This window comes from Paenibacillus sp. S02 (assembly GCF_019454065.1).
Taxonomy (GTDB): domain Bacteria; phylum Bacillota; class Bacilli; order Paenibacillales; family Paenibacillaceae; genus Paenibacillus; species Paenibacillus polymyxa_B.
This window is the reverse complement of the sequence record NZ_CP073682.1, coordinates 5,879,242-5,891,620: the sequence shown is the minus strand read 5'-3', so window position 1 is coordinate 5,891,620 and position 12,379 is coordinate 5,879,242. Positions and strand designations below refer to the sequence as shown.

The 12,379-nt window shown below is 44.5% G+C and carries 13 protein-coding genes; 8 read left to right on the top strand and 5 right to left on the bottom strand.

Going from position 1 to position 12,379, the window contains the following annotated elements:
* The first annotated feature begins 233 nt into the window (after positions 1-233).
* Complete coding sequence (locus tag KAI36_RS26195; RefSeq protein ID WP_233901786.1) at positions 234-962, top strand: YheC/YheD family protein; 729 nt, start codon at positions 234-236, stop codon at positions 960-962.
* A gap of 114 nt (positions 963-1,076) precedes the next feature.
* On the opposite strand, the gene KAI36_RS26190 is transcribed toward KAI36_RS26195, so the two are convergent.
* Positions 1,077-1,787 (bottom strand): SDR family oxidoreductase, encoded by a 711-nt coding sequence (locus tag KAI36_RS26190; RefSeq protein WP_220026422.1) that lies wholly within the window; start codon positions 1,785-1,787, stop codon positions 1,077-1,079.
* A 236-nt stretch (positions 1,788-2,023) separates the two neighbouring features.
* On the opposite strand from KAI36_RS26190, the gene KAI36_RS26185 reads away from it, so the two are divergent.
* The gene (locus KAI36_RS26185; protein WP_013312645.1) at positions 2,024-2,374 is read left to right on the top strand and encodes a winged helix-turn-helix transcriptional regulator; all 351 of its coding nucleotides are present in this window, start codon (positions 2,024-2,026) and stop codon (positions 2,372-2,374) included.
* 94 nt (positions 2,375-2,468) lie between these two features.
* Here the strand turns inward: KAI36_RS26185 and KAI36_RS26180 are convergent, their stop codons facing one another.
* Entirely contained in the window at positions 2,469-3,209 is a 741-nt protein-coding gene (locus KAI36_RS26180) for an SDR family NAD(P)-dependent oxidoreductase (RefSeq protein ID WP_220026421.1), read from the bottom strand.
* A 157-nt stretch (positions 3,210-3,366) separates the two neighbouring features.
* Here KAI36_RS26180 and KAI36_RS26175 point away from each other — a divergent pair, with 157 nt between their 5' ends.
* Positions 3,367-4,272 carry a LysR family transcriptional regulator gene (locus KAI36_RS26175; RefSeq protein WP_220026420.1) on the top strand — a complete coding sequence of 302 codons (906 nt, stop codon included), beginning with the start codon at positions 3,367-3,369 and terminating at the stop codon, positions 4,270-4,272.
* A gap of 91 nt (positions 4,273-4,363) precedes the next feature.
* Here KAI36_RS26175 and KAI36_RS26170 read toward each other — a convergent pair whose 3' ends face one another.
* Complete coding sequence (locus KAI36_RS26170; RefSeq protein ID WP_220026419.1) at positions 4,364-5,233, bottom strand: AraC family transcriptional regulator; 870 nt, start codon at positions 5,231-5,233, stop codon at positions 4,364-4,366.
* Positions 5,234-5,548: 315 nt separating this feature from the next.
* Between KAI36_RS26170 and rlmN the strand changes: the two genes are divergently transcribed.
* The 3 genes from rlmN (at position 5,549) to KAI36_RS26155 (ending at position 8,400) form a co-directional block, all read left to right on the top strand.
* Complete coding sequence (gene rlmN / locus KAI36_RS26165) at positions 5,549-6,646, top strand: dual-specificity RNA methyltransferase RlmN (RefSeq protein ID WP_023991003.1); 1,098 nt, start codon at positions 5,549-5,551, stop codon at positions 6,644-6,646.
* A 139-nt stretch (positions 6,647-6,785) separates the two neighbouring features.
* Positions 6,786-7,487, top strand: coding sequence for a dihydroorotate dehydrogenase electron transfer subunit (locus KAI36_RS26160; protein ID WP_023991002.1), 702 nt, complete (start codon positions 6,786-6,788; stop codon positions 7,485-7,487).
* Positions 7,468-8,400 (top strand): dihydroorotate dehydrogenase, encoded by a 933-nt coding sequence (locus KAI36_RS26155; protein WP_025719854.1) that lies wholly within the window; start codon positions 7,468-7,470, stop codon positions 8,398-8,400. Before KAI36_RS26160 ends, KAI36_RS26155 begins: the two co-directional genes overlap by 20 nt.
* Before the next feature lie 98 nt (positions 8,401-8,498).
* Here the strand turns inward: KAI36_RS26155 and KAI36_RS26150 are convergent, their stop codons facing one another.
* Positions 8,499-8,681 carry a hypothetical protein gene (locus KAI36_RS26150; RefSeq protein ID WP_013312637.1) on the bottom strand — a complete coding sequence of 61 codons (183 nt, stop codon included), beginning with the start codon at positions 8,679-8,681 and terminating at the stop codon, positions 8,499-8,501.
* 289 nt (positions 8,682-8,970) lie between these two features.
* Between KAI36_RS26150 and KAI36_RS26145 the strand changes: the two genes are divergently transcribed.
* Both KAI36_RS26145 and KAI36_RS26140 read left to right on the top strand, forming a co-directional pair.
* Positions 8,971-10,557: an ATP-binding protein gene (locus KAI36_RS26145; RefSeq protein WP_258296477.1), complete on the top strand. Its 1,587-nt coding sequence runs from the start codon at positions 8,971-8,973 to the stop codon at positions 10,555-10,557.
* Positions 10,554-11,291: a response regulator gene (locus KAI36_RS26140; RefSeq protein WP_076292828.1), complete on the top strand. Its 738-nt coding sequence runs from the start codon at positions 10,554-10,556 to the stop codon at positions 11,289-11,291. Before KAI36_RS26145 ends, KAI36_RS26140 begins: the two co-directional genes overlap by 4 nt.
* A gap of 51 nt (positions 11,292-11,342) precedes the next feature.
* On the opposite strand, the gene KAI36_RS26135 is transcribed toward KAI36_RS26140, so the two are convergent.
* A complete protein-coding gene (locus KAI36_RS26135; RefSeq protein WP_220026417.1) occupies positions 11,343-12,362 on the bottom strand; it encodes a 2-hydroxyacid dehydrogenase in 1,020 nt (339 codons plus the stop codon).
* Positions 12,363-12,379: the final 17 nt, after the last annotated feature.

Here is a 12,379-nt window from a genome sequence, read left to right as displayed (position 1 = left end):
TTATTATTGGTCTAATATATTATTGGTATCAACTTTATAGGTATTTACAATAACTTCGTCATGCAAAGAACACATTGTCCATTTCTCTCTTGAAATCAAAGAAGACTCGCCTTAAAGAAAGTAGGAGATTTGCCTCTTTCATAGCAAACTGTGGCATTCGCCGTTACCAAGATAGAATATAGATGCATATTCATGTAATGTGTGCAAAAACCCAACAGAATCGAGGGATATTCGTGCCCATTGGAAAGATGATTCAATACAAGGAAATGCGACAACATCCCATTTTACGTTCTCACTTGCCCGAAACCCGCTGGATCAGTAATGCAAGGACTTTACGGATGCTGGATACCTATCGCACAGTCTTCATCAAGCCTAATTATGGGAGTGGAGGAACTGGCATCATACGTGCGAAAAAGCTGGGGAGGAAATATGAGGTTCGTTGTGGCTCCAGTCGCAGAGTCGTTAGATCCCACGCCGTAAGAAGAGCAGTTAGAACCTATCGGAGACCTCATCGTCGTTATTTGGTACAGCAAGGACTTAAGTTAGCCAAGTACAAAGGTTCCATTTTTGATGCCAGAGTGTATATGCAGAAGCCAGAATCGGAATGGGTCATTTCAGGAATAACCGGCCGTGTCGCTGCACCTCGAAAAGTCGTTACTAACTATCGGAAGGGAGGACATGCGGCGCCGTTGTCCAAAGTGCTTTTAAGGGTCTTTGAAAATGACAGAACAAAAATGAAAGAGATTCTGGACCAGATCACCGAGCTTTCTAGAATCATTGCCGACACGATAGATAAAAATCATCCGGTTCGCGAGCTGGGCATCGATCTTGCTATTGAAAAGAGCGGTCAAATCTGGATTATCGAGGCCAATCCGCATCCCGGACATATGTTGTTCAGGCAGCTCCCCAATCACAAGATGATTCGCAACATTTTGAGAAACAAACGTCGTATTCATCATTAGGATAAAGTTTGCGAAATCATTCATTGATAAGAAAAGAGGAGAACGCCCAAGCAAAGATGCGGGAGCGTTCTCCGTTTTTTTTGTTAAATGACTGACGGATTTAGGACGAAGCTTTTATGTTAAAATGTGTCCGCCATCCACATGAAGGACTGTTCCGGTCACAAACTGATTTTGAATCAAATAAATTACACCTCGTGCAACATCCTCCGCAAGTCCAACTCGCTTCACAGGAAGCTTATGCGCGACCGTATCATAGAATTGATTGCGCGTATTTTCAGGCATTTTGCTGCGTGAAGGTGTATCAATAATGCCGGGTGAGACGACATTCACGCGGATGGGAGCAAGCTCTAACGCCAAGGTTTGACCAAGATTCGAAACCGCTGCATTCACAGCACCGAGCGCAGAGGAGCCAATCATCGGCTTGTATGCCACCACTCCTGAAAATAAAGTAATGGAACCCTTGGTTGAAAGTTGGGAAGCTCCGTATTTAGCTGCATAATACTGGCCCCAAAATTTGTTTTCGAATAGCTTGCGGGCTTGATCCGTCTCCAACTGAAGGAATGACCCACCTGAGGTTTCTGCCGCGCTAACGATAAGATGATCATAGGGGCCTACTTTTTCAAAGAAAGATTTTACCTGCTGCTCATCTGACGTGTCCAGCACATATATTGCAGCACGAGGGCCCAGCATTTCTTTGGCCTTGTGCAATTTATCCTCCGAGCGGCTGGCGATTACCACTTCCGCTCCAAGCGAAATGACTTGCTTAGCTGTTTCTAAACCAATACCTGAGCTTCCACCAATAATGACAATCTTTTTGTTTTGCAAATGGATTCCCTCCTAGTGTTCATCTGGATTTGTTAATCATGTAATACGGCTTGTAGCTGTACATTGTTTTCTATTCCTTTACCTCCTCGTATTAGAGAAAACATGACTTGCTACAGCGATATTGTATATGTAGTAAGTTTATTTAGGGAAGTAGTGATATTTAATTCATATAGTTTCCTAAAGGGAACTATTGTGATACCATTGGGTTTAACAGATATTTTTTTGGAGGAGTTCCTATGCACGCCCAAGAACCTATTGAATTGACCAAAGGAATACCAGGCAAGCCGTGTCCTATTGCCCAAACACTTGATTTGATCGGAACGAAATGGACTTTTTTAATCATCCGTGACCTTCTTATCGAAGGAACACTGAGATTCAGCCAACTTCAGAAATCCATGAAGGGGATTAGTCCCAAAACGCTTTCCCTACGCCTGAAGGAACTTGAAGATAACGGCCTGTTAGAAAGAAAGGTATATGCCGAGGTTCCCCCGCGTGTTGAATATTCGTTAACGGAAAAAGGGAAGCGACTGGAAGGTGTTTTTATTGAGCTGAAGAGATTTGGCTTAGATTTAAAAGCAGATCATTGAGGCATCGTCCGAGGCAAATGATGGTATACGATAGCTCAATAGCCGCCTTCTGTCTGAGAAGGCGGCTTGTTTTTACGCAGAAGTCCCAGTATCTTTACAGTGTTTGTCCGCTGTCTACCGTAATGATCTGGCCTGTCATGGCTTCCTGTTCCAAAGCAGAGCAGATCATGCTGGCAATATCCTCGGGCGTAGAAATGCGCTGTAGGAGCAAATGAGGAAACAGTTGCTTCATTTGTTCTTCCTTGCCTGCCCACCATCTTGTCGCTACGGCTCCCGGCACGATGCAATTGACGCGAATATCCGGTGCCAGTGCTCGTGCTAAAGATTTGGTCAGCCCGTGGACGGCCGCTTTGGATACCGCATAGGGAAGCGAGGAACCTAGCCCTGTTTGCCCTGCTATACTTCCCAGATTGACGATAGCTCCTTGTTTACTACGCTTCATAAAAGGAGCTACGGCTCTGGCACAGTAAAACATGCCTTTTACATTTACATCAAATAGATCATCCCATACCTCTTCCGTGGCTGCCTCCAGATCATCCATAGGAATGTGATGTGTAATGCTAGCGTTATTCACGAGTATATCAATCGTACCGAATTGCTGGACAATCTGGTCAACCATAATTCGAACTTCCTGATCTCGGGAAACATCTGCCTGTAATGCGATAGCACGTCCGCCCTTTTCAAGGATCATACGTACAGTTTCCTCAGCATCTTTTTTAGAGCGGGAATAGTTTACGACTACCGTAGCTTTTCGATCTGCCAAGGCCATACATACGGCTCTCCCAATTCCTGTACCTCCACCTGTAACCAGTGCTACTTTTTGATGTAAATCCATATATATTCGCTCCTTCCCATCCAGTTCATTTTACGTCTGAAAAATAATATGATCTGATATGTATCATTGTAGAGGATGTATTGTATTCTGTATAATTGAATTAACTGAATTTACAATTCAATAAAATTGAATTAATTGTGTATATAGGAGTTTGAGAATGGACATTAAAACACTCAAAACATTTCAAATGATTGTGAATTACGGGAGTTTTATTCGTGCAGCGGAAGAGTTGAATTACGCACAATCTACCGTGACGATGCAAATACAGAAGCTGGAGTCCGATATGGGAATTCAACTGATCGAACGGGGCAAGAAAATAAAGTTAACTGAAGCGGGCAGGATGTTTTACGAGCAAAGTCTACATATTGTAAAGGATATGGAGCAATTGCAGGAAAATATGGACAATCTGCAAAGAGGAACCGCAGGCGACCTTCGTATAGGAGTGACCGAACCGACTGCCAGCTACCGACTACCAGAAATTTTAAAACGATTCTTAACCCATTATCCGAACATTCGGGTTTCTGTTGAGTTTGGGAACACCCCTACTCTAAGCGAGCGTGTTCTCAAGGGGGATATTGATTTAGCACTGTGCTCCGCACCGGATTTGGGCACAGAGCTATATTTTGAACCTTTATTTAGGGAGAAATTTGTAGTTTTAATGCCTGAAAATCACCCGCTTGCGCAAAAAGAAAAGATTGGGCCGGAGGATTTACAGGGGCAGCGGTTGCTTATTACGTCGGCCACCTGTCCATATCGTCGCAAACTTGAAATGGTCATGAAGGAATATGGAATAACCACGTTAAACACGATGGAAATTGGCAGCATGACGGCTCTGAAATTTTATGTGGAGAGCGGTTTAGGTATTGCACTTGTGCCACAAATTCTGGTCAGTTCTGTCCCGATAGGAACAGCGGTGAGGGAGTTAAGCGGTAGCCTGATCGATATGACTTTCGGCCTTCTTTGCAAAGCAACAGACTATCCGCTAAAGCCGGCAGGTTCAAGGTTATATTCTATGTTGAAGCAGGAGCTTGGGGGATTGCCTGGGAGCATTAAGCTAGAGTAGCGAGTATGCAGGGAATTGTGTTTTCTGTCACCTTCTGATGTAAATGCAGTACGGTATAAAACCGACTGCAATAGGCAGTCGGTTCGTTTGTTTACTTTTTCTTAATCGGAATCCAAACTTCACTTCGGTAGTCTTCAGTATGTGAATCGCCCATAGTATACACTTCCAGTTCCGGGCCGCCTGAATGCTCATAATTACTGGCAGGGAACCATTCCTGAAAAATTCTTTGCCATACTTTTTGGATCGAGTGAGGCATAGGGCCGATGGATGTAAACACTGCCCAGGTTGAAGCCGGAATGGTTCTGGATTCCAGCCCATTCGCGGTCGCTACGTCTTCGCTGCCTTCTGCGGCAATCAGGTACGTGAATTTCTCTTCTCCATGTTTGAAATCCAAACAAATACCGAGGATATCGTCGCCTGTCCCCAAGGCATGAATTCGATCCGATGTACCATCCGCATTCAGTTCGTTCCAGAATTTTGGGATTTCTCGAAGATTATCGCCGTTCTTAGTGGTGACTTGAATGGACTTGCCAATGACCGTAAAGGCCGCTTTCTCTACAATTTTGTAATCCATTTCCTGATCTCCCTTCAAGGATAGATGGAAGGTGATGCGTGGAAAGGCTTTCAGGTTTACCCCAGGGCTTCTGGCCTCAGAGGGAGAAATACCGTGTACCTTTCGGAACGCTTTAGAAAAAGATTCGGGGGAATCATATCCGTATTTGAACGCTACATCCAGCACCTTGGCGGAAGAAAGACTCAATTCCTGAGCAGCCAAGGTCAATCGACGTTTGCGCACATATTCTGCAACCGTGACGCCGGTTAGCATATGAAACATACGCTGAAAATGGAAAGGAGACGAGTAGGCTGCCTTTGCAATTTCATCGATATCAAGGGGCTGCTGCATTCTCTCTTCCATCAGATCCAGAGCGTTCTTGATCCGAAGCAACCATTCCAACCGCATCACCTTCCTTAGTTGTAATCATATCATTAGGAGTATCTGTAATCCTGTCTTTGCGTGCTCTTGTTGAACAGGTTCTGTCGCCTAGTTTAATGTGGCTTGTACTTTGTTTCAAGATATAATTTCACGCTAAAATTTTGGAGAAACAATGTCCTGCCCCCTTGTGTTCATAATTAAAATTTGGGACAATGAAAGAGGCGTTTAAATAGCGCAGATTGCTTAAACATGCTATGATGCAATGATGGTTGAGACGAATGGTGCGTGCTTAGTTTTATATAGAGGAAGACGAATTTGAATGTTTTGAAAAGAGGATCGAACATGAAAAAAGAATCCATTTATGGATTAACGCTAGATCAATTGACAGCATGGCTCATCGAGCATGGACATAAGAAATCCCGGGCATTGCAGGTATGGGACGCATTGTACCGGAAGCGGGTTACTGATTTTGCAGCGATGGCAGAGGTTCATGAGGATTGTACTCGCCTGTTGGCCGAGCACTTTTCCATTGAAACACTTGAAGAACACGTGAAGCAACAGTCAGCAGACGGGACGGTTAAGTTCTTGTTCCGGCTTCAGGATGGTAATTTGATTGAGACGGTATTGATGCGGCATAAGTTTGGCTTATCCGTATGTGTGACTACGCAGGTAGGTTGTAACATTGGGTGCAGCTTCTGTGCGAGCGGATTGTTGAAGAAGAGCCGTGACCTGTCCAGCGGTGAAATTGTAGAGCAAATTATGAAGGTCCAGCTGTATCTGGATCAGGAACGCCCGGGCGACCAGGTCAGTCATGTTGTTGTGATGGGAATTGGCGAACCGTTTGATAACTTCGTGAACCTGTCCGATTTCATTCGGGTCATTAAGGATCACAAAGGACTAGCGATTGGGCCGCGGCATATTACCGTTTCCACAAGTGGATTGGCTGATAAAATCATTGAATTTGCAGATTCCGACCTGCATGTCAATCTGGCGATCTCCCTCCACGCTCCGAATAATGAGATTCGTACTCGCATTATGAAGATCAACCGGGCGATTCCGATTGAGAAACTCATGCAGGCGATTGATTATTATTTGGACAAAACAAATCGTCGGATTACGCTGGAGTACATCTTGCTGAAGGATGTTAATGACGGTAAGGAGCACGCGCTCGAACTGGCTGAGCTGGTGGGCCATCGCCGTAATCTGGCCAATGTAAACCTGATTCCGTACAATCCGGTGGATGAGCATAGTCAATACCAGCGGAGTGAGTCGGAGTCGATTACTGGCTTCTATGATGTTCTGAAAAAACAAGGCATTAGCTGTAGTGTTCGGCTGGAGCATGGAGTCGATATTGACGCAGCCTGCGGACAGCTACGCAGCAAGCAAATCCGCAAGGATGCCAAGGGTAGCCGCAATGCGGAGCGCGAAGCCATTAGTTAAATACACAAGCGTACTCTCTAACAGGAGTACGCTTTTTTATATCACGAGCCGCAGGGCGAAACGTTACCCGAAAATGTGAAAATAGTCACGTAATAGTTGCTGCTTTTACGTTATAGTGAGTGGTTAGTGGAGGGGTTATATGGCTAACGTAATTTCGAATGTGGCGCTCGTACCGGGCATCTATGTGATGAAAATAGAGGGAAAGTTTAAAGGGAACATGGGGCAGTTTTACATGCTGCGCAGCGGGACAGGTTACCCACTGCTGCCCAGACCCATCAGCATTTATGATATCGGGGAAGAGAGTATTTCCTTTTTGTACCGGGTTGTTGGAGAGGGGACAAATTTGTTTTCCCAATTACAACCTGGTCAGGAGATTCATTTAGAAGGACCTTTCGGAAACGGTTTTCCGCAGGTAGAGGGTAGTTTGGCTTTGATCGGCGGTGGCATGGGTACAGCTCCGTTGCTGTTGGCTGCAAAGTATTACCCGCATGCGCACGTTTATTTGGGGTTTGCACAGCAAGCCTTCGGGGTTGAAGCGTTCGAAGCTGTGGCGGCATCTGTGCAGGTCAAGGTAGGGGGAAGCATCGTCGAACAGGTCGATCCGACGCTCTATGCAAATATGTTCTCCTGCGGGCCAACTCCGATGTTGCAAGCACTCGCCATGAAAACAGTGGATACGTCATCCCGTTTATATATTTCAACTGAAAGACACATGGCCTGTGGTATTGGCGCATGTTTGGGCTGTACGATGCGTACCCGTGGAGGCAATCGTAGGGTATGCAAGGAAGGGCCTGTATTCCCGGTGGAGGAGGTGGAGTTCGATGATCTCCATGGCGTGTAATATTGCGGGTGTACCGTTCAAGAACCCGATCATCATGGCTTCCGGTACGTTTGGATTCGGACGTGAATATGCGGAATTTTATTCTCCTGAATTATTGGGTGGTATCGTCGGCAAGGGCCTAACCCTGCATCCGAAGGCTGGTAATACAGGATCACGAATACATGAGACAGCATCGGGCATGCTCAATAGTGTGGGGCTGGAGAATCCGGGTGTTGCCGCCTTTTTGAAGGATGAGCTGGATGACATGACTCACTGGAACACGGCTGTTATTGCCAACGTGGGTGGTTCCAATCTGGAGGAATATGTTCAGGCCGTAGCGATGATTACGGAAAACGCGCAAAAACGACGCACGATGAACCGCAGAGGCGTTGATATGCTGGAATTGAACATTTCGTGTCCCAATGTGAAGCAGGGTGGAATGCAATTTGGTATCCAGACGGAGGTAGCGCGGGAGGTTGTGCGTCAGGTGCGCAATGTGACGGCGCTTCCGTTGGTCGTCAAACTGTCTCCAAACGCAGAGAACATCACACAGATGGCGGTTATGTGCGAGGAAGAAGGCGCAGACGGAGTTTCGCTGATCAATACATTTTCTGCAATGAAAATAGATATACGCCGGCGACGCAGTGTCTTCGCCAACACGTATGCTGGTCTTTCCGGCCCGGCAATTAAGCCGATTGCTTTGCGCATGGTTCACCAGGTGGCACAGGCGGTGTCGATTCCGGTGATCGGGATGGGCGGGATTAGCTCGGTGGAGGATATTATTGAATTCACCATGGCAGGGGCCGCTGCCATTCAGGTGGGAACGTACAATTTTGTCCATTTACATGCAGGGGCTGAGCTGGTACATGGCCTTGAACAATGGATGCAGCGGGAAAAGGTGCAGTCATTGGATGAGATACGGGGAATTTTGTGAATTTGGAACCTTTTAGCATACACTAGTTCATATAGAACCGGCTTGTCTTTAAAAGACAAGTCGGTTTTATTTATTTTACTGAAATAGCCAAGCTTCAACTAGTGGTTAATATCGCACTTGTTCAAGATGAACGAAATTTGATTTTCCAGTCGATGAATGGCTTCCTCGGACGCCTGGTCGTTTGCACCTTGTTCCTGAAGCGCAGCGAGTTCCTGCTTGAGCTGATGAAGGTCTTGTCCTGCATTAGCGCAGTTGTAATTGCTTTCGAGATTGTCAATCATCCGATATCCTCCATTTCATTAGGTATACGTCCTTATTATGGAGAATTGATCTTTCCTTATTCAGCATATCGTTTTATTTCAGATAAAGGCTACGTTTGTTGTCGGTGGAGCGCGCAGAGCTTGCAGAATAAGAAGGAAATTGTCAAACCATGTCGAATATCAAGGGAATATAGGGTCAGAGATAGGCTCTTCTTCTTAATGGAGTGCTTAACAAAGAAGCTAGGTGATGGGGTTGCGGTTAAAAAGTAAGTCGAAACCGAGAAGACAATTCAAAGTTTCACTACAATTCATGATTATTATTTTGGTTGTTTTAGTTATCATTATTTCTTTAATTATATCCTTGCTTCTCATTCGTAATTTCGTGATTAACAAGCATTTTGATAATACGAAGGAAAAGCTTTCGGGTATTGCCAAGATGGTTGCCAGTGACAACGATGTTATTCGTAATGTTGAGCAGGGAGTTCCTGTGAAGCAGATCCAAGACTACTCGCTTGGAGTCATGCACAACGTTAATGTGGATTTCGTTGTCATTTTGAACCACGATTTAATTCGGCTATCTCATCCGAATGCAACGATGGTTGGCAAACCGTTCTCTGATTTGAATGATGCCAGAAGAGCGCTATCCGGTCAGGGACATTTTTCTGAGAATATAGGTATTTTGGGCAAAGGTTACCGATATTTTACGCCGATATTTAATCAACAGCATGAGGTCATTGGCATTGTATGTGTAGGGCTGACCATGAGAACCCTAAATCATGATTTGATGCAGGCGCAGTATACCATTTTTGGGGGGCTGATGCTGGGGCTCTTTAGTGGAGTTCTGGGCGCGATCATTCTGGCTCAGAAAATCAAAACGATTTTATTTGGGCTTGAGCCGCAAGAGATAGCAACACGATTGCGCGAAAAAGAAATTATTGAAAATGAGGTCGCTGAAGGAATTATAGCCATTTCGGCTGACAAGAAAATTATGCTCATGAATAAAGAAGCTCAGGCCAAGTATCAACTGGCAAACCAAGAGATGAAAGCCCCGATTGGCGAGCAGCTAGATACCAACTTTTATAACGTGCTCTTCAAGAGAGTGTTTGATGATAAAAAGAAAATCAAGGATCGCTCATTTTATGTGAATGGTATAGAAGTCATTGCGACAGTAACCCCTATATATATTGAAAATGAGTTTTTTGGGGCAGTTGCAACGCTGCGCGACCAATCCGAGATGATCCATCTCAGCAACCAGTTAAGTGGTACAAAATATTATATTAACTCCCTTCGCGGACAGACCCATGAATTTATGAACAAAATGCACGTAATATCCGGGCTGATTGAAATGAGGAAATATGCGGAGGTCAGTCAATATATTCAGCAGCTAAATCACCGGTATCAAGATGAGGTAGGCTTTCTGACTGAGAGAATTAAAGTTCCGGCATTAGCAGGTTTTATTATGGGTAAAATCAACGAAGCACGCGAACAGAATATTTCGGTTCTTCTTGCAGAAAGCTCGGATGTCTCTAATGTGGAGATGCAGGATATCGTTCATGATGTCATACACATCCTGGGTAATTTTTTTGACAACGCCATAGATTCCATCTTACAAAAGAAAGAACCCGGCAAAATTGAACTGAAATTGAACTATGAGTGTGAGGGAAATGTATTCATTTTGAAAGTGAAAGATAATGGTATGGGGATTGATTTTGAGATGCAAAAAAGGATATTCGAGCATGGCTTTTCAACCAAAGGAGAAGACAGAGGCTACGGCTTGAATCTGGTTAAAACCATGGTGGAAAATCATCAAGGAATCATTGAGCTTGATAGCCAACCGGGTCTCGGAACAAGTATATATGTAGAGTTGCCCTGTACATTGGAGGTGACAAATGAATGAAAGTTCTAATTGTTGAGGATGATCCGATGGTTGCTGAGCTCAATCAACAGTTTATCGAGCGCATGGACAATTTGGACGTTGTATGTAAGGCAGATACCGTCAAGAAAGCACAGGACTGCCTTCAAAAATGGTCACCGGATCTGGTATTACTGGACGTTTATTTACCTGGAAAAAGCGGACTAACTTTATTATCACATATGCAGGAGCATCAGTATCATGCTTCAGTTATTTTAATTACGGCTGCAAAAGATATTCAGACGGTGAAGGAAGCTGTTTTTTATGGTGTTGCAGACTATTTAATTAAACCCTTTACATTCGAACGCTTTAGACTGGCTGTTGAGAAAATCCAGCGTCTGGCCACGGTGATGGAGGAAGGGAACGGAATTAATCAGGCTGTTATTGACCATTATTTTAATAAAGAAGAGCATGCGGGTGTGGAAAAGAAAAAACCTGTTGAACATCCATCGCATAATCTACCGAAAAACCTGTCTAAAAATTTGTCCAAACTGACCATGACCACGATACTGAAGAGTATTCAAGAGCTGGACGGACCATTCTCGGTTGAAACGTTAGCCAGAGAAGTGGACTTGTCCCGTATCACGGTAAAAAAATATATTCAGTTCCTGGTGGACGATGGCTTTCTAGTTGAATCGATAGAATACCACAAGGTTGGCAGGCCGCTAATGCTCTATCAGTTGAATCCTGATATAAAAGAACCGCCATTTCCGATGTAATCTGGAAATAGCGGTTCTTTTTTTGTTCAACAAGAGTACCGAGCTTCCTAATTATTTCATAGAGAGAACAGGAAGTGGGACTAGGTTATCCGAAGAATGAGTTGTAACGATATCATGGAAGTTGTCGTAGCTAGTTTCAATCATGTTGGATAACGCCGTAACGGTATTCGAGCCAGCATGAGGCGTTACCAAAACTCTTGGATACAGCTCCACAAGCTTCTGGATCGTTGGGTCCGGGAGCATTTGCCATGGTTCAAATGATCTAAAGAATAATTCATCTTCTTTAGGGAAGACATCCGTAGCGAAGCCTTCCAGATGGTTACTGAGCAAAGCGTCCAAAATGGCTTGGTTATCTTGTAATTCTCCACGTGAGGTATTGATGAGAATAGATCCCTTTTTCATTTTTGCTAAAAAGCTGGCGTTAATCATTTTGTCGTTCTGTCCCGGCAGATAAGGAACGTGCACACTAACGACATCACTCTCTGCCAGTAATTCATCCAAGGTTGTGAATGGAATGACTTCCTTGGCCGCATCTGATTGGTACACATCATAACCAATAACAGAGGCTCCCAATCCTTTAAACAATTTGGCCTCCGTCAGACCAATGCGACCCACCCCGATAATCCCAACTTTACAGTTATGGATCTCTTTGCTGAATGTATGCTCATCCACAATAAAATTTTTGAACGAGCTTTTGGTAGTCATATAAGCGGTGTGTCGGAACAGCATCATTGCTAAGGTTAGGGAGAGCTCGGCGATAGCATTCGGAGAGTAGGATGGCACGCGTGCCACCTTCATTCCGAATTCGCTGCAGGCATCCAAATCAATGTGGTTGATTCCGACTGTTCTGGTGAAAACATATTGAATGCCGTATTCATTGAATTTTGTGATATTTTCCCGATTGGCAGCACAGTTACCTCTTAGCAAAACGGCATCGTGATGCTGTGCCAATTCTGCATTGCTGGTGGTTAACAACTCTTCTACTAGCGTTAGTTGGAAGTTATATTTATTGAGATCCTGGAAATAGGGTTTCTCATAAGAACGGACACCATAGCAAATGATTTTTAACATGTTGTTTTCCCCCTGAT